The sequence below is a fragment of the Streptomyces sp. JNUCC 63 genome (assembly GCF_054366325.1).
The window spans coordinates 5,088,298-5,105,082 of record NZ_CM135963.1 but is presented as its reverse complement, the minus strand read 5'-3'; the positions used below and the strand labels follow the sequence as shown (position 1 = coordinate 5,105,082).

14 protein-coding genes, 1 tRNA gene and 1 pseudogene are annotated in these 16,785 nt (G+C 70.2%); 13 read left to right on the top strand and 3 right to left on the bottom strand.

Annotated features, from left to right (window positions below; translation table 11 throughout):
• The first annotated feature begins 2 nt into the window (after window positions 1-2).
• The 6 genes and pseudogenes from ACX25U_RS23525 to ACX25U_RS23500 form a co-directional block, all read left to right on the top strand.
• Window positions 3-1,163, top strand: coding sequence for an acyl-CoA dehydrogenase family protein (locus tag ACX25U_RS23525; protein ID WP_454382886.1), 1,161 nt, complete (start codon window positions 3-5; stop codon window positions 1,161-1,163).
• A 152-nt stretch (window positions 1,164-1,315) separates the two neighbouring features.
• On the top strand, window positions 1,316-2,365 hold the full coding sequence (locus ACX25U_RS23520) for an ABC transporter substrate-binding protein (protein WP_454382884.1): 1,050 nt from the start codon (window positions 1,316-1,318) through the stop codon (window positions 2,363-2,365).
• A 167-nt stretch (window positions 2,366-2,532) separates the two neighbouring features.
• Window positions 2,533-3,975, top strand: coding sequence for a pyridoxal phosphate-dependent decarboxylase family protein (locus ACX25U_RS23515; RefSeq protein ID WP_454382883.1), 1,443 nt, complete (start codon window positions 2,533-2,535; stop codon window positions 3,973-3,975).
• Entirely contained in the window at window positions 3,959-5,236 is a 1,278-nt protein-coding gene (locus ACX25U_RS23510; RefSeq protein ID WP_454382882.1) for a lysine N(6)-hydroxylase/L-ornithine N(5)-oxygenase family protein, read from the top strand. The genes ACX25U_RS23515 and ACX25U_RS23510 overlap by 17 nt, the downstream gene beginning before the upstream one ends.
• Window positions 5,233-5,760, top strand: coding sequence for a GNAT family N-acetyltransferase (locus tag ACX25U_RS23505; protein ID WP_454382881.1), 528 nt, complete (start codon window positions 5,233-5,235; stop codon window positions 5,758-5,760). The genes ACX25U_RS23510 and ACX25U_RS23505 overlap by 4 nt, the downstream gene beginning before the upstream one ends.
• A pseudogene (locus ACX25U_RS23500) lies at window positions 5,757-7,523 on the top strand (IucA/IucC family protein); the annotation flags it as partial. The gene ACX25U_RS23505 and the pseudogene ACX25U_RS23500, both read left to right, overlap by 4 nt.
• 65 nt (window positions 7,524-7,588) lie before the next feature.
• Here the strand turns inward: ACX25U_RS23500 and ACX25U_RS23495 are convergent.
• Window positions 7,589-9,208 (bottom strand): beta-N-acetylhexosaminidase, encoded by a 1,620-nt coding sequence (locus ACX25U_RS23495; protein WP_454382880.1) that lies wholly within the window; start codon window positions 9,206-9,208, stop codon window positions 7,589-7,591.
• Window positions 9,209-9,430: 222 nt separating this feature from the next.
• Here ACX25U_RS23495 and ACX25U_RS23490 point away from each other — a divergent pair, with 222 nt between their 5' ends.
• Both ACX25U_RS23490 and glmS read left to right on the top strand, forming a co-directional pair.
• On the top strand, window positions 9,431-9,688 hold the full coding sequence (locus ACX25U_RS23490; protein WP_073952882.1) for a hypothetical protein: 258 nt from the start codon (window positions 9,431-9,433) through the stop codon (window positions 9,686-9,688).
• 59 nt (window positions 9,689-9,747) lie between these two features.
• Entirely contained in the window at window positions 9,748-11,565 is a 1,818-nt protein-coding gene (glmS, locus tag ACX25U_RS23485; protein WP_454382879.1) for a glutamine--fructose-6-phosphate transaminase (isomerizing), read from the top strand.
• 191 nt (window positions 11,566-11,756) lie between these two features.
• Here the strand turns inward: glmS and ACX25U_RS23480 are convergent, their stop codons facing one another.
• Complete coding sequence (locus ACX25U_RS23480) at window positions 11,757-12,284, bottom strand: universal stress protein (RefSeq protein WP_454382878.1); 528 nt, start codon at window positions 12,282-12,284, stop codon at window positions 11,757-11,759.
• A gap of 449 nt (window positions 12,285-12,733) precedes the next feature.
• Between ACX25U_RS23480 and ACX25U_RS23475 the strand changes: the two genes are divergently transcribed.
• The 5 genes from ACX25U_RS23475 to ACX25U_RS23455 all read left to right on the top strand — a co-directional run bounded on the left by ACX25U_RS23475 (window position 12,734) and on the right by ACX25U_RS23455 (window position 16,413).
• Window positions 12,734-13,033, top strand: coding sequence for a hypothetical protein (locus ACX25U_RS23475; RefSeq protein WP_454394469.1), 300 nt, complete (start codon window positions 12,734-12,736; stop codon window positions 13,031-13,033).
• Window positions 13,034-13,411: 378 nt separating this feature from the next.
• The gene (locus ACX25U_RS23470) at window positions 13,412-14,614 is read left to right on the top strand and encodes a helix-turn-helix domain-containing protein (RefSeq protein ID WP_454382877.1); all 1,203 of its coding nucleotides are present in this window, start codon (window positions 13,412-13,414) and stop codon (window positions 14,612-14,614) included.
• 259 nt (window positions 14,615-14,873) lie between these two features.
• Window positions 14,874-15,482 (top strand): oligoribonuclease, encoded by a 609-nt coding sequence (orn, locus tag ACX25U_RS23465; protein ID WP_454382876.1) that lies wholly within the window; start codon window positions 14,874-14,876, stop codon window positions 15,480-15,482.
• Between the two features lie 111 nt (window positions 15,483-15,593).
• Window positions 15,594-15,666, top strand: a tRNA-His gene (locus ACX25U_RS23460).
• Window positions 15,667-16,074: 408 nt separating this feature from the next.
• Window positions 16,075-16,413, top strand: a complete 339-nt coding sequence (locus tag ACX25U_RS23455; protein ID WP_454382875.1) for a DUF6059 family protein — start codon at window positions 16,075-16,077, stop codon at window positions 16,411-16,413.
• Here the strand turns inward: ACX25U_RS23455 and ACX25U_RS23450 are convergent.
• Entirely contained in the window at window positions 16,364-16,729 is a 366-nt protein-coding gene (locus ACX25U_RS23450) for a holo-ACP synthase (protein ID WP_454394467.1), read from the bottom strand. The two genes, ACX25U_RS23455 and ACX25U_RS23450, sit on opposite strands and share 50 nt — an antisense overlap.
• Window positions 16,730-16,785: the final 56 nt, after the last annotated feature.

Here is a 16,785-nt window from a genome sequence, read left to right as displayed (position 1 = left end):
CGATGAACCACCGTCTGACCCCCGAGCTGGAGGAACTCCGCCGTACGGTCGAGGAGTTCGCGCACGAAGTCGTGGCACCGAAGATCGGCGACTTCTACGAGCGGCACGAGTTCCCGTACGAGATCGTCCGGGAGATGGGCCGCATGGGCCTGTTCGGGCTGCCGTTCCCGGAGGAGTACGGCGGCATGGGCGGCGACTACCTGGCCCTGGGTATCGCGCTGGAGGAGCTGGCCCGCGTCGACTCCTCGGTCGCCATCACGCTGGAGGCCGGGGTGTCGCTCGGTGCCATGCCAATCCATCTGTTCGGCACCGAGGAGCAGAAGCGCCAGTGGCTGCCGAAGCTGTGCTCCGGCGAGATGCTGGGCGCCTTCGGGCTGACGGAACCGGACGGCGGCTCGGACGCGGGGGCGACCCGTACGACGGCCCGTCTGGACCCGGAGACCGACGAGTGGGTGATCAACGGCACCAAGTGCTTCATCACCAACTCGGGCACGGACATCACCGGCCTGGTGACGGTGACGGCGGTCACCGGTCGCAAGCCCGACGGCCGCCCGCTGATCTCCGCGATCATCGTCCCCTCGGGCACGCCCGGCTTCACGGTGGCGCCCGCCTACTCAAAGGTCGGCTGGAACGCCTCGGACACCCGTGAGCTGTCCTTCTCCGACGTCCGGGTGCCGGCGGCGAACCTGCTGGGCGAGGAGGGCCGCGGCTACGCGCAGTTCCTGCGGATCCTCGACGAGGGCCGTATCGCCATCGCGGCGCTGGCGACGGGACTCGCCCAGGGCTGCGTGGACGAGTCGGTGAAGTACGCCAAGGAGCGCATCGCCTTCGGCAAGCCGATCGGCGCCAACCAGGCCATCCAGTTCAAGATCGCCGACATGGAGATGAAGGCCCACACGGCCCGCCTCGCCTGGCGTGACGCGGCCTACCGGCTGGTCGCCGGCGAACCCTTCAAGAAGGAGGCGGCCCTGGCCAAGCTCCACTCCTCCACGGTCGCCGTCGACAACGCCCGTGACGCCACCCAGATCCACGGCGGCTACGGCTTCATGAACGAATACCCGGTCGCCCGCATGTGGCGCGACTCCAAGATCCTGGAGATCGGCGAGGGCACGAGCGAGGTGCAGCGCATGCTGATCGCGAGGGAGCTGGGTCTGACGAGCTGACACACCACCAGCGGCTGACGCGCCGCCGGCGCACGGGCCGTCGGCGGGCGCGGGCGTGGTGACCCGCCCCCTGGACAGCAAGTGAGGTTAGGCTAACCTACCTTCAAACCTGTCCGGCGGGTGCCCCGCCCCGTTCGAAAGCAGTCATACCCATGCCCAACGCCCGCGCCACCACCCTCTCCCGCCGCGGCATCCTCGCCGCGGGCGGCGCCCTCGGCCTCGGTGCCGTCCTCGCAGCCTGCGGCAGCGAGGACGCGAAAAGCGGTGGGTCGGGCAGCGGAACGACTGCCGCCAGGTCCGGCCCCTGGTCCTTCAAGGACGACCGGGGGCAGAGCGTCAAGGCCGACAAGGTTCCGTCGAACATCGTGGCCTTCGTCGGCGTGGCCGCCGCGCTGTACGACTACGGCGTCCAGGCCAAGGGCGTCTTCGGCCCGACGACGACCAAGGACGGCAAGGCCGATGTGCAGGCCGGCGACATGGACGTCAGCAAGGTGACGGTCCTCGGCAACGAGTGGGGCCAGTTCAACATCGAGAAGTACGCGACCCTCGCCCCCGACGCCCTGATCTCCACCATGTTCGACGACGCCGGCACTCTCTGGTACGTCCCCGAGGAGTCGAAGAAGAAGATCCTCGCCGTCGGCGCCCCCACCGTCGGCATCTCCGTCTACGACCGGCAGCTGACCGAGCCGCTGGAGCGCATGCTCGCGCTCGCCGAGTCCCTCGGCGCGGACGTCACCACCGACAAGGTCAAGCAGGCCAAGAAGCGCTTCGAGAACGCGGCCGCCCGGCTGCGCGCCGCCGCCAAGGCCAAGCCGGACATCAAGGTCATGGCGGGGTCGGCCAGCCAGGACCTGTTCTACGTCTCCGGCACCAACCTCTCGATCGACCTGGAGCACTTCAAGGCCCTCGGCGTGAACCTCGTCGAGCCCCCGGAGAGCGCGAAGAAGCAGGGCGGCGGCTGGTTCGAGTCGCTGAGCTGGGAGAACGCCGACAAGTACGCGGCGGACATCATCATGATGGACAACCGCACCTCGGCCATCCAGCCCGCCGACATCACCCAGGCCACCTGGAAGAAGCTCCCCGCCGTCAAGGCCGGCCAGGTCATCCCGCGCACCGCCGAGCCGATCCTGTCCTACGACAAGTGCGCCCCGCTCCTGGAGGACCTGGCGAAGGCCATCGAGACGGCCAGGAAGGTCGACTGAGCCCTCCGCCGGGAGAGCCGAGCCGGCGCGGTGGAGTGACACCGGTCAGGGGAGGGGCGGCGTTCCGCCGGAACTCAACTTAGGTTAGGCTAACCTAAGTTGATATCGCGCGACTCCGCCCCTCAACGCGTCCCTGCGGACGTCCCCACCCACCGGAGGACCCCCACATGCGCTCACACCTGCTCAATGACCTCACCGCGGAGCACTACCGCCGCTCCGTGAAAGAAGGAGTGGAGCGGGTGGCCGCCAGGCTCGCCGCCACCGACCGTCCGTTCACCGGGATCACGGCCGACGCCCTCGCCCCCCGCATCGAGCGGATCGACCTCGACCGTCCGCTGAGCGACACCACGGCGGCCCTCGACGAACTGGAGGAGGTCTACCTGCGGGACGCGGTCTACTTCCACCACCCCCGCTACGTCGCCCACCTCAACTGCCCGGTCGTCATCCCCGCGGTGCTCGGCGAGGCCGTCCTGTCCGCCGTCAACTCCTCCCTGGACACCTGGGACCAGTCGGCCGGCGGCACGCTGATCGAGCGCAAGCTCATCGACTGGACGACCACCCGGATCGGCCTCGGCCCCGCCGCCGACGGTGTGTTCACCTCCGGCGGCACCCAGTCCAACCTCCAGGCGCTGCTGCTCGCCCGTGAGGAGGCCAAGACGGACTCACCGGCCCGGCTGCGGATCCTCACCTCCGAGATCAGCCACTTCAGCGTGCGGAAGTCGGCCGGACTGCTGGGTCTGAGCCCCGAGTCGGTGGTCCCCGTCCCCGTCGACCACGACAAGCGGATGCGGACGGTCGCACTCGCCCACGAGCTGGAGCGCTGCCGTCGCGACGACCTGGTCCCGATGGCCGTGGTCGCCACCGCCGGCACCACCGACTTCGGCTCCATCGACCCGCTGCCCGGGATCGCCGAGCTGTGCGCGCGGTACGGCACCTGGCTGCACGTCGACGCGGCCTACGGCTGCGGCCTGCTGGTCTCCCCCACCCGCCGCCACCTGCTCACCGGCATCGAACGCGCCGACTCGGTCACCGTCGACTACCACAAGTCCTTCTTCCAGCCGGTGAGTTCGTCCGCCTTGCTGGTCCGGGACGCCTCCACCCTGCGGCACGTCACCTACCACGCGGACTACCTCAACCCGCACCACGCGGTCACCGAGCGCATCCCCAACCAGGTCGACAAGTCCCTCCAGACCACACGCCGTTTCGATGCCCTCAAGCTGTGGATGACGCTGCGCGTGATGGGCGCCGACGGCATCGGGCAGCTCTTCGACGAGGTGTGCGACCTGGCGGCCGAGGGCTTCCGGCTGCTCGCCGCCGACCCGCGCTTCGACGTCGTCGTCGAGCCGGCCCTTTCCACCCTGGTCTTCCGCTGCGTCCCGGCCGCCGTCACCGACCCGGCCGAGATCGACCGCGCCAACCTGCACGCCCGCAAGGCCCTGTTCGCCTCCGGCGACGCCGTGGTCGCCGGCACCAAGGTCGCCGGCCGCCACTACCTGAAGTTCACCCTGCTCAACCCCGAGACCGAGCCGGACGACCTCGCCGCCGTCCTCGACCTGATCGCCGGCCACGCCGAGCAGTACCCGGGAGAGTCCCTTGACCGTGCGTCCTGAAGCCCCCACCACGCCCTACGACTTCGTGGGTGTCGGACTCGGCCCCTTCAACCTCGGCCTCGCCTGCCTCACCGAGCCGATCGCCGAACTGAGCGGCGTCTTCCTGGAGTCCAAGCCCGACTTCGAGTGGCACTCGGGGATGTTCCTCGACGGCGCCCATCTGCAGACCCCGTTCCTGTCGGACCTGGTCACCCTGGCCGACCCGACGTCCCCGTACTCCTTCCTCAACTATCTGAAGGAGAAGGGCCGTCTGTACTCGTTCTACATCCGCGAGAACTTCTACCCGTTGCGCCTGGAGTACGACGACTACTGCCGCTGGGCGGCGGCCCGGCTGAGCAGCGTCCGCTTCGGCACGACGGTCACCGAGGTGACGTACGAGGACGATCTCTACGTCGTCCGCACCGAGGCTGGGGAGGCGTTCCGCAGCCGCCATCTCGTCCTCGGCACCGGCACCCCGCCGCACGTCCCGGACGCCTGCCGCGGCCTGGACGGCGACTTCGTCCACAGCTCCCGCTACCGGGAGCACAGGGCACGGCTCCAGCGCAAGAAGTCGATCACCCTGGTCGGCAGCGGCCAGTCCGCCGCCGAGATCTACCACGACCTGCTCGGCGAGATCGACGTCCACGGCTACCGGCTGAACTGGGTCACCCGCTCCCCGCGCTTCTTCCCGCTGGAGTACACCAAGCTCACCCTGGAGATGACCTCCCCGGAGTACATCGACTACTACCACGCGCTGCCGGAGCCGACCCGCTACCGCCTCACCGAACAGCACAAAGGCCTGTTCAAGGGCATCGACGGGGACCTGATCGACGACATCTTCGACCTGCTCTACCGGAAGAACCTCACCGGCCCGGTCCCCACCCGTCTGCTCACCAACTCCGCGCTCACCGAAGCGACGTGCGACAAAGGCACGTACACCCTCACCTTCCGCCAGGAGGAGCAGGGCAAGGACTTCGAGCTGCGCAGCGAGGGCCTGGTCCTGGCGACCGGCTACCGGTACGCCGAACCGGAGTTCCTGCGGCCGATCCACGACCGCCTGCGCCGCGACTCGCACGGCAACTTCGACATCGCCCGCAACTACGCCGTCGACGTCACCGGCCGGGGCGTCTTCCTCCAGAACGCCGGCGTGCACACCCACAGCGTCACCAGCCCCGACCTGGGCATGGGCGCGTACCGCAACAGCTGCATCATCCGGGAGCTGCTCGGCACCGAGTACTACCCGGTCGAGAAGACCATCGCATTCCAGGAGTTCGCGGTATGACGACCTTCACGATCCGTCCGCTCGACCCGCTGAAGGACGCCGAGCTGCTGCACGGCTGGGTCACGCACCCCAAGGCCGCGTTCTGGATGATGCGGGACGCGAAGCTCGAGGACGTCGAGCGCGCCTACATGGAGATCGCCGCCGACGAGCACCACCACGCGTTCCTCGGCCTGCACGACGGGGAGCCCGCCTTCCTGATGGAGCGGTACGACCCCGCCCACCGGGAGCTGGCCGGGCTGTACGAGCCCGAGCCCGGCGACGTCGGCATGCACTTCCTGGTCGCGCCCACCGACACACCCGTGCACGGTTTCTCCCGGGCCGTGATCACCGCCGTGATGACCCGCCTCTTCGAGGACCCGAGGACGAAAAGGGTGGTGGTCGAGCCCGACGTACGCAACACGGCCGTGCACGCCCTGAACGAAGCCGTCGGTTTTGTGCCGGAGCGGGAGATCCGGAAGCCGGAGAAGACGGCGCTGCTCAGCTTCTGCACGCGGGAGCGGTTCGAGAAGGCGGTGCGCGCATGACCCCCGCCGACGCCGTGGCCCACCTCTCCCCTGAGCGCTGGGAGACCGCCAACCGTCTCCTGATGCGCAAGGCCCTCGCCGAGTTCGCCCACGAGCGGCTGATCACGCCCGAGCAGGACGGCGACCACTACGTCGTCCGCGGCGACGACGGTCTGACCCACTACCGCTTCACCGCCACCCGCCGAGCCCTCGACCACTGGCAGGTGGACCCGGAGTCCATCTCCCGCCACCGGGACGGCGCCGAACTCCCTCTCGCCGCACTGGACTTCTTCATCGAGTTGAAGCGGACCCTGGGCCTGGGCGACGAGATCCTGCCGGTCTACCTGGAGGAGATCTCCTCCACCCTGGCGAGCACCTGCTACAAGCTCGCCAAGCCGCGGGTCACCTCCGCCGAGCTCGCGAATCGCGGCTTCCAGGACATCGAGACCGGCATGACCGAGGGCCACCCCTGCTTCGTGGCCAACAACGGGCGGCTCGGCTTCGGCATCCACGAGTACCTCTCCTACGCCCCCGAGGCCGCGAGCCCCGTCCGGCTGGTGTGGCTGGCCGCGCACCGCTCGCGGGCGGCGTTCACGGCGGGCGCCGGCATCGAGTACGAGACCTTCCTGCGGCAGGAGCTGGGCGAGGAGACCGTCGAGCGGTTCGAAAAGCGGCTGCGCGAGCAGGGTCTCGACCCCGCCGACCACCTCTTCATCCCCGTCCACCCCTGGCAGTGGTGGAACAAGCTCACCGTCACCTTCGCCGCCGAGATCGCCCGCCGTCATCTGGTCTGCCTGGGCGAGGGCGACGACGAGTACCTGGCCCAGCAGTCCATACGGACCTTCTTCAACGCCTCCCGCCCGGAGCGGCACTACGTCAAGACCGCTCTCTCCATCCTCAACATGGGCTTCATGCGCGGGCTCTCGGCCGCCTACATGGAGGCCACCCCGGCCATCAACGACTGGCTGGCCCAGCTGATCGACGACGACCCGGTGCTGAGGTCCACAAGCCTGACGATCATCCGCGAGCGGGCGGCGGTCGGCTACCGGAACCTGGAGTACGAGGCGGCCACGGACCGCTACTCGCCGTACCGGAAGATGCTGGCCGCGCTCTGGCGGGAGAGCCCGGTGCCCTCGCTCCGGGAGGGCGAGTCCCTGGCCACCATGGCCTGCCTCCTCCATGTGGACCACGAGGGCGCTTCCTTCGCGGGCGCGCTGATCGAGCGCTCGGGGCTGGCACCCAGGGAGTGGCTGCGGCGCTGTCTGCGGGCCTACTTCACCCCCCTCCTGCACAGCTTCTACGCCTACGACCTGGTGTTCATGCCGCACGGCGAGAACGTGATCCTCGTGCTGAAGGACGGCGCGGTGCGGCGGGCGATCTACAAGGACATCGCCGAGGAGATCGCGGTGATGGACCCGGACGCCGTACTGCCGCCCGAGGTGCGGCGGATCCGGGTGGAGGTCCCGGAGGACAAGAAGCTGCTGTCGATCTTCACGGACGTCTTCGACTGCTTCTTCCGCTTCCTGGCCGCGCAGCTCGCCACCGAGGGGATCCTGGAGGAGGACGACTTCTGGCGGACGGTCGCCGAGGTGGTCCGCGAGTACCAGGAGTCGGTGCCCGAACTCGCCGAGAAGTTCCGGCAGTACGACATGTTCGCCCCCGAGTTCGCGCTGAGCTGCCTCAACCGGCTCCAGCTGCGGAACAACCGGCAGATGGTGGACCTGGCGGACCCGTCGGGCGCGCTGCAGCTGGTCGAAAGCCTGAAGAACCCCATCGCGGAGTTCCGACCCGGACGGACGGGCACCCCGGAGTACGGTCCTCCGGGGTGCCCGTCATCAGGATCTCGCACCTATGCGGCGGGCCAGGGCACCTGCGGCGACCGGTAGTACCCGATCCCCAGGGCGTCCCAGCGCGGCGCCTGGGCCGCGAGGCGCACCTTGTAGGTGCCCCAGTCGTGCGTGGCCGCCGGCGACCAGCCGAGCTCGGCGACGCCGGGCAGCCGGGGGAAGGCCATGGTGTCGAGGTGCGCGGAGGTGGAGAGGGTCTCCGACCACAGCGGGGCCTCGACACCGCGTACGGCGGACGCGGGCGCGCCCGGCAGATAGCTGCCCGGGTCCCAGTCGTACGACCGCTGGACCTCGACGTAGCCGGCCCAGGCCAGCCCCAGCGGTGTGTCCTTGGTGTACTTCATGTCCAGGTACACCCGGTCGGCCGGGGACAGGATCAGCCCGGTGCCGTTCTGGGCGGCCCGCGCGACCTGGGCCTTCTCCTCCGCGCTGGTGGAGTCCAGGCCCCAGTACTGGACGAGGGCGCCCTTGGCGGGGGTGGCGCCGGTCAGCTGGTGCCAGCCGATGACCGTCTTGCCGTACTGGGCCACGATGGGCTGCACCCGGTCCATGAACTTCACGTAGTCGTCGTGGCTCGTGGAGTGCGCCTCGTCGCCACCGATGTGCAGATGGCGGCCCGGGGTGAGGGCGGCCAGCTCGCGGACCACGTCGTCCACGAAGTCGTACGTGATCTCCTTGTGCCCGCACAGGGAGCTGAAGCCGACGTTGATGCCGGTGTAGAGCGGGGGCGCCACGCCGTCGCAGTTCAGCTCGGCGTAGGAGGCCAGGGCCGCGTTGGTGTGGCCGGGCATGTCGATCTCGGGGACGACCTCCAGATGGCGGGAGGCGGCGTAGCGGACGATCTCCTTGTAGTCGGCCTTGGTGTAGTGGCCGCCCCGGCCGCCGCCGACCTGGGTGGAGCCGCCGTGGGTGGCCAGGCGTGGCCAGGAGTCGATGGCGATGCGCCAGCCCTGGTCGTCGCTGAGGTGCAGGTGCAGGGCGTTGTACTTGTAGAGGGCGAGTTCGTCGATGTAGCGCCTGACCTGCGCGACGGTGAAGAAGTGCCGGGAGACGTCGAGCATGGCGCCGCGGTATTCGTAGCGCGGGCTGTCCTGGATGGTGCCGCCCGCGACCAGCCACGGCCCCGGCTGCACGGACTTCTTCTCGACGGCGGCGGGCAGCAGCTGGCGCAGGGTCTGCACGCCGTGGAAGAGTCCGGCCGGCTCCCGGGCGGTGATGGTCACGCCCTTGGCGCCGCTGTCCAGGCGATAGCCCTCGGCGCCGAACGAGCCTTTGGCCAGCCTCAGTTGGATGCCTCCTTGGCCGTGCGTGGTCACGGGCAGGCGGTAGCCGGTCGAGGGGCGCAGGATGTCCGCGAGGTACGCGCCGACCCGGCGGGCCTCGCGGGAGCCGTCGACGCGGATGTGGGTGCCGGGGGTGATGCGGTACGCGGCTTTGCCGGCCTTCACGGAGGCGGGGGCGGGGACCACCTGGTCCAGGGGGGTCGCGGCCCGCTGGGGCCCCGCGCGTCCGACGGGCGCCGCACCCACGGTGAAAACCCCGGTCGCCGCCACCAGCAGCAGCGAACCCAGGGCTCGGAACGTCCGGATCGTACGGGGAGTCGTTCTGTGGTGCCGTCTCACATGCGCTCCCTTCACCTTCGGATGGGGCCAGGGCTCGGCGAGCCCCGCCCCGACGGTATAGACCACTCTCTCTCAGATGCGGTGAAGCAGTCCTCCCATGGCGGAAATCACCCAGACGGACGACCCATGACCGGCGCCCCTTCGCACCGCCAGAGGCAAAACCCTGCCCGAAATCGGGCAGGATTCTTGCACAAGCGACCCTCGTGCTCCAAAATCCTCCGGGTGCACGACGAACTTGTTGATCACCTCGCGCGGTCCACGCCCCTGAACCGGGGCGAGGCACTGCGGGTGGTCCAGGACGTGCTCGCCTACTTCGACGAGACGACCGAGGAGTTCGTCCGTCGCCGCCACCGCGAGCTGCAGGCCCAGGGCCTGGTGAACGCGGAGATCTTCGAACGGATCGGGGCGGAACTGAAGTACCGCGCGGTGGCGCCGCCGGAGCTCTCCCTCCGGCAGCTGCGGCGGATCGTCTACGGCTGACAGCGGCGGCGGGGGTCGCCGGACCGGTCGACAGAAAACCACGGACAAAAGGGACTTATATGTGCGGAATCGTCGGATACATCGGGAAGCGTGACGTCGCCCCGCTGCTCCTGGAGGGCCTGCAGCGCCTGGAGTACCGCGGCTACGACTCGGCGGGCATCGTCGTCACCTCGCCGAAGACGCCGGGCCTGAGGATGGTCAAGGCCAAGGGTCGGGTCCGCGACCTGGAAGCCAAGGTCCCGGCGCGCTTCAAGGGCACCACCGGCATCGCGCACACCCGCTGGGCCACCCACGGCGCCCCGTCCGACGTGAACGCCCATCCGCACATGTCGGCCGACAACAAGGTCGCCGTCGTGCACAACGGCATCATCGACAACGCCGCCGACCTGCGCCGCAAGCTGGAGGCGGACGGCGTGGAGTTCCTCTCCGAGACCGACACCGAGGTCCTCACCCACCTCATCGCCCGCTCCGAGGCCGAGACGCTGGAGGAGAAGGTCCGCCAGGCCGTCCGCCTGGTCGAGGGCACCTACGGCATCGCCGTGCTGCACGCCGGCTTCCCCGACCGGATCGTGGTGGCCCGCAACGGCTCGCCGGTCGTGCTCGGCATCGGCGAGAAGGAGATGTTCGTCGCCTCCGACGTCGCCGCGCTGGTCACCCACACCCGCCAGATAGTCACCCTCGACGACGGCGAGATGGCCACCCTCACGGCCGACGACTTCCGCACGTACACCACCGAGGGCACCCGGACGACCGCCGAGCCGACCACCGTGGAGTGGGAGGCCGAGTCGTACGACATGGGCGGCCACGACACGTACATGCACAAGGAGATCCACGAGCAGGTCGAGGCCGTGGACCGGGTGCTGCGCGGCCGGATCGACGACCGGTTCGCCACCGTGCACCTCGGCGGCATCAACCTCGACACCCGCGAGGCGCGCGCGGTGCGCCGGGTGAAGATCCTGGGCTGCGGCACCTCGTACCACGCGGGCATGATCGGCGCCCAGATGATCGAGGAGCTGGCCCGCATCCCCGCCGACGCCGAACCGGCCTCCGAGTTCCGGTACCGCAACGCGGTCGTGGACCCCGACACCCTCTACATCGCGGTCTCCCAGTCCGGTGAGACGTACGACGTGCTGGCGGCCGTACAGGAGCTCAAGCGCAAGGGCGCGCGAGTGCTGGGCGTGGTCAACGTCGTCGGCTCCGCGATCGCCCGCGAGGCGGACGGCGGCATCTACGTGCACGCCGGACCCGAGGTGTGCGTGGTGTCCACCAAGTGCTTCACCAACACCTGCGTCGCCTTCGCGCTGCTGGCGCTGCACCTGGGCCGTATCCGCGACCTGTCGGTGCGCGACGGCAAGCGGATCATCGAGGGCCTGCGCAGGCTCCCGGCGCAGATCTCCGAGATCCTGAAGCAGGAGGAGGAGATCAGGAAGCTGGCGGAGCAGTACGCCGACGCCCGCTCGATGCTCTTCATCGGCCGTGTCCGGGGCTACCCGGTGGCCCGTGAGGCCTCCCTGAAGCTCAAGGAGGTCTCCTACATCCACGCCGAGGCCTACCCGGCCTCCGAGCTCAAGCACGGCCCGCTGGCCCTGATCGAGCCCGCCCTGCCGACGGTGGCGATCGTGCCGGACGACGACCTGCTGGAGAAGAACCGCGCGGCCATGGAGGAGATCAAGGCCCGCAGCGGCAGGATCCTCGCCGTCGCCCACCAGGAGCAGGAGAAGGCCGACCAGACGATCGTCGTCCCGAAGAACGAGGACGAGCTGGACCCGATCCTCATGGGTATCCCCCTCCAACTCCTCTCCTACCACACGGCGTTGGCCTTGGGCCGCGACATCGACAAGCCGAGGAACCTCGCCAAGTCGGTAACGGTGGAGTAAAGCGCCCCAAAGAGGCGCAAAGAGGCGCGGGGCCGCACCGATATGCGGCTCCGCCGCGCGGGCGCGAGAAACCACGACGCGCCTGCACAGGCCGAACCACGAGTACGGACCCCCGCGTGTGCCACCCATCACGCGGGGGTCCGTTTCAACTCCGGGCAGCCGCCCAACCCCCCAGCCTGCGCAGCCAAGAGTCAGGGGATGACGACCACCGGCCGCTGCGCGCGCTTGGCGAGCCGGCCGGCGACCGAGCCGAACAGCCGGCCGACGATCCCGTGCGTGGAGCCGACCACGATCGCGTCCGCCTCGTACTCCTTGCCGACCTCTTCGAGCTCGTGGCAGATGTCGCCGCCGCGCTCCACCAGGATCCACGACACCTCCGCGAGATAGTCCGCGCAGGCGAGTTCGAGCCCGAGGACCTCGGTGCGGTGGTCCGGCACGTCGACGAAGACGGGCGGCTCGCACCCGGCCCACACCGTGGTGGGCAGCCGGTTGGCGACGTGCACGATGATCAGCCCCGAGTCGGTGCGCTGCGCCATGCCGATCGCGTAGGCGAGGGCGCGCTCGCTGGAGACGGAACCGTCGAAGCCGACGACGACGCCGTGCTTGAACGCCGGATCACAGGGATGGCGTGGCTCTTCCGCCGCCAGGGGATCGGCCGCCGTGGGGTCGGCGACCGGTCGCTTGCGGTCCGCGGGTTCGAAGAATTCGTGACCGGCCATGGCTGTCTCGGCGATGTGATCCTTTGTCGGGGACGACAGTGTGCGGCGGAGCGGTGTCCGGGAATCGTCTTCCCGTCCCCATACCCCCAAGGGTACGGTGGCACGCCTCCTTAAGGCCCTGCGGTGTCCTGTGGGACCCGGACCGTCCCGCGCACTCCCCCGAGCTCTTGACGAGCAGGGCCCCCATTGTGGCGGTTCACCGGAGCATGCACGAGCGACGGCCCGTGACGCAATGGTTGGTGCCCCATACAGGCGGTTTGTGCGGGATTCACTCACCGGTGGCCGTACCCGAGCGGTACGGGCCGCCCGCCCGGCACGGGGTGCCGCAGAGTGACCGACCGGTCGAACAGGCGTTGAACCCGGAGAGCCGCCGCCGTAGGGAGCACGCCGTGTCCGGACCCCGTACCGTCCCCGCCGCCCCCGAGCACCGCCCGTCGCCCGAGAGGGACGTGGGGGCCGGCGCGGCGGACGACAGCGTGAGCGAGGTGATCCGCTGGTCCGCCTTCAGCTGCGTCGTCGTTCCGGTGGTCCTGCTCTGGTACGGCACCTCGCTCGCCGGCGCCACCGGCACCGCGCTGGGCCTCGCGGCCGTCACCGGGGTCTGCCGGGTCCTGCTGCGCCAGTCGGAGCGCGGGGCGGCCCGGATGCGCGGCGAGGAGCGCGCCCCGCATCGCGGCCGTCACCACAGAACCGGGACGGGGGCTCGCAGGGGCGGTCGGCACCCGGGCGGAGCGACACCGGTCGACTGACCGGTTTCCGCGCACACGAACGCATGTTTTCAGCCAACTTCTCGAACCTGCACATTCCCCGGTCGAAATACCCCCCACCCCCCGTTCGACCTGCACGGAAAGGACCCTGGGGGCCCCGCGCACCCTACGCGGTTTGGCCACCGCGACAAGGCACACTTCCCCGCACGCTCCCCGAGTGCAACGCTTCGTGATCGAATGCTTCACGCCAAGTTGCCATGTCGACAATCTGCCGGGTGGCGAACCGGTCACCGCGGCACGGCGTGACACAGTAGATTCGATCTTGACTGTCTTACGGCGGGGGACTCGTGCAGGACCGAGGGGAAACGTGCAGGAGCGACACAACCGAGGAGCCGCGACCACCGAGGGGGGCTTAGCAGTATGAGCCACGACTCCACTGCCGCGCCGGAAACCGCGGCCCGGAAGCTGTCCGGGCGACGCCGCAAGGAGATCGTCGCGGTGCTGCTGTTCAGCGGCGGCCCCATCTTCGAGAGTTCCATACCGCTGTCGGTGTTCGGGGTTGACCGCCAGGACGCCGGCGTGCCGCGCTACCGACTGCTGGTGTGCGGCGGCGAGGACGGCCCACTGCGGACCACAGGGGGCCTGGAACTCACCGCACCGCATGGCCTGGAGGCGATCTCGCGGGCGGGCACGGTCGTCGTGCCGGCCTGGCGCTCGATCACCTCTCCGCCACCGGAGGAGTCGCTCGACGCGCTGCGCCGGGCGCACGAGGAGGGCGCCCGCATCGTGGGCCTGTGCACCGGGTCCTTCGTACTGGCCGCGGCCGGCCTGCTGGACGGCCGCCCGGCGACCACACACTGGATGTACGCGCCGACGCTGGCCAAGCGCTATCCGTCGGTGCACGTCGATCCACGGGAGCTGTTCGTCGACGACGGCGACGTGCTGACGTCGGCGGGTACGGCCGCCGGGATCGACCTGTGCCTGCACATCGTGCGCTCGGACCACGGCAACGAGGCGGCGGGCGCGCTGGCCCGGCGGCTGGTGGTCCCGCCCCGCCGGAGCGGGGGCCAGGAACGCTACCTGGACCGCTCTTTACCGGAGGAGATCGGCGCCGACCCGCTGGCCGAGGTCGTCGCCTGGGCGCTGGAGCATCTGCACGAGCAGTTCGACGTGGAGACGCTGGCGGCGCGGGCGTACATGAGCCGCCGTACGTTCGACCGCCGCTTCCGCTCGCTGACCGGCAGCGCGCCGCTGCAGTGGCTGATCACGCAGCGTGTGCTGCAGGCGCAGCGCCTGCTGGAGACGTCGGACTACTCGGTGGACGAGGTCGCGGGCCGCTGCGGCTTCCGCTCCCCGGTGGCGCTGCGCGGCCACTTCCGGCGGCAGCTGGGCTCGTCGCCGGCGGCCTACCGGGCGGCGTACCGGGCGCGGCGCCCGCAGACCGAGCGCCCGGCGGACGCCGACGCCCCTCCGGGCCCGACGCCCACGCCGCCCCCCACGGGTGGCGCCATGGCACCCCCGCCCGCCCACTCCCTCCACCACCCGGAGAACCAGGTCCCCCACCAGGGCCGCCGGGCACCGGCGGCGTTGTCGGCGAGCGTGCCGGGGCAGCGGAGCGGGTAGCTGCCGCTGGGTGGGCGGGAGCGCTTTTCCCGCCCACCCGCCCGTCTCGCTGGGACAGAAGGTCCCGCCCCGGGGCTCCGCCCCGGACCCCGGCGGGGCTGCGCCCCCTGCCTCCCTTGGCCCGCCCACTGCCTCCCTTGGCCCGCCCACCCCGGCGGGGACCGCACCGGGCACGCGCGAGGCCCTGTTGGCCACCGTCGGAGACAACGGCGCCGCACGGTCGGTTCAGCTCGCCGCGGCGCGCCGTATGGTTAGGCATATGAACGATCGCATGGTGTGGATCGACTGCGAGATGACCGGCCTCTCGCTGTCCGACGACGCGCTCATCGAAGTGGCCGCCCTCGTCACCGACTCCGAGCTGAACGTACTCGGTGAGGGCATCGACATCGTCATCCGGCCGCCGGACTCCGCGCTGGAGACGATGCCCGAAGTGGTGCGTGAGATGCACACCGCGTCCGGCCTGCTCGCGCAGCTGGCCGGCGGTACGACGCTGAAGGACGCCGAGGAGCAGGTCCTGGCGTACGTACGGGAGTACGTCAAGGAACCCGGCAAGGCCCCCCTGTGCGGCAACTCGGTCGGCACCGACCGCGGCTTCCTGCTGCGCGACATGCCGACGCTGGAGGCGTACCTCCACTACCGGATCGTCGACGTGTCCTCGATCAAGGAACTGGCCCGCCGCTGGTACCCGCGGGCCTACTACAACAGCCCGGAGAAGAACGGCAACCACCGCGCCCTCGCCGACATCCGCGAGTCCATCGCGGAGCTGCGCTACTACCGCGAGGCCGTCTTCGTCCCGCCGCCCGGCCCCGACTCCGACACCGCCAAGGCGATCGCCGCGAAGTACGTCCTGCCTGCTCAGGAGGGCTGACCAGGGCCACGAGGGGGGCTCCGCGAAACCCGTGCGCGAGCACCCCTCCGGACCCTGTAGACTTCTTCTCGGCCGGTCGGGGAAACCATAAATCCTCTGTGACCGGTCGTGGTGGGTGTAGCTCAGCTGGTAGAGCACCTGGTTGTGGTCCAGGATGTCGCGGGTTCGAGTCCCGTCACTCACCCTCGTTCGAGAGGCCGATGACCGGCGATGATCCGGTCGTCGGCCTCTTCTGTTCCCGGGGCCTGCCGAAGTCACGCCCGTGGGACCCGACAGGCCTCGCCTGCGGTCTCTTCGTGGCATCGATGTGTCGGCCACCGTGGTCTCGGGTCGCCTGGTGGCGGACGGAACGCGGCGCCACGGGGGAGGACACGGCGTTCCGTCCGCCGACGGGGTCTGCCAGGCCGTTGGCAGCGACCCCGTCAGCAGTGTTCCCGGGCACACTCGAGACCCGCTCGGCGGCCACTGACCGTACGCTCGTGTCCCACTGGAACAAGGGTGGGCTTCTGACGGTCGGTTGGATGTCTGCTCCAGCGTCGTTCGAGCACGGCCGCCTAGCCTCGCCGGGACCTGGGCCCTCCGGGGCCCCTGGGTGAGGCGAAGGGAAGCCGTCGTGTGGCGTGGGTGGACGTGGCTGCGGCTGGCGGGGCGGGAACTGGCGGCGGGGCTGGTCGCGATGGGTCAGGGCCTCGGTGCCTTCACACCCCCCGAGTGCCACGGCACCGGGCCAGTGGGCGAAGGGCCCGACGCCGACGCAGGGTGCGTTCCGGGGCCGGGGCATCCCGAGCGTCTGGTCGCCGTGCCGGTGTCGGCGCTGTCCAGTGCCGAGCAGGCCGTCTGGCGGCAGCTGGACGACGTGTGGGAGCGTGCCGAGCCGGCGCTCAGGACGAGGCGATCACCACGGCTGAGGCGACGTCCGCGTCATGGGTGAGCGACAGATGCCATGAGGTGATGCCCCGTCCGGTCGCCGCCGCGGCGACGCTGCCGCGGACCCGCAGAACAGGGCGGCCCGAGGGGTCCGTACGGATCTCGGCGTCGTGCCAGCGGAGTCCGCCCGGCGCTCCCAGGGCCTTCGCGACGGCCTCCTTGGCGGCGAAGCGCGCGGCCAGGGATGCCGGGCCGCGCCGGGCGCCTGACGGGAGGGTCAGCTCGGCCGGAGTGAAGAGCCGGGTGACCAGACCGGGGTTGCGTTCCAGCGCGAGGGCGAACCGCCCGATCGCCGCCACATCGATTCCGACCGCCACGATCTGAGACGGGTACGGGGCTGTGGGCGAGGTGAGGGGCGAGCCGGCGAACGCGCGGG

What these genes read in the sequence shown, in the direction of transcription:
- ACX25U_RS23525 (WP_454382886.1), top strand. Translation starts at nt 3, where the DNA reads ATGAACCACCGTCTGACCCCCGAGCTGGAGGAACTCCGCCGTACGGTC.
- ACX25U_RS23520 (WP_454382884.1), top strand. Translation starts at nt 1,316, where the DNA reads ATGCCCAACGCCCGCGCCACCACCCTCTCCCGCCGCGGCATCCTCGCC.
- ACX25U_RS23515 (WP_454382883.1), top strand. Translation starts at nt 2,533, where the DNA reads ATGCGCTCACACCTGCTCAATGACCTCACCGCGGAGCACTACCGCCGC.
- ACX25U_RS23505 (WP_454382881.1), top strand. Translation starts at nt 5,233, where the DNA reads ATGACGACCTTCACGATCCGTCCGCTCGACCCGCTGAAGGACGCCGAG.
- glmS (WP_454382879.1), top strand. Translation starts at nt 9,748, where the DNA reads ATGTGCGGAATCGTCGGATACATCGGGAAGCGTGACGTCGCCCCGCTG.
- ACX25U_RS23480 (WP_454382878.1), bottom strand. Translation starts at nt 12,284, where the DNA reads ATGGCCGGTCACGAATTCTTCGAACCCGCGGACCGCAAGCGACCGGTC.
- ACX25U_RS23470 (WP_454382877.1), top strand. Translation starts at nt 13,412, where the DNA reads ATGAGCCACGACTCCACTGCCGCGCCGGAAACCGCGGCCCGGAAGCTG.
- orn (WP_454382876.1), top strand. Translation starts at nt 14,874, where the DNA reads ATGAACGATCGCATGGTGTGGATCGACTGCGAGATGACCGGCCTCTCG.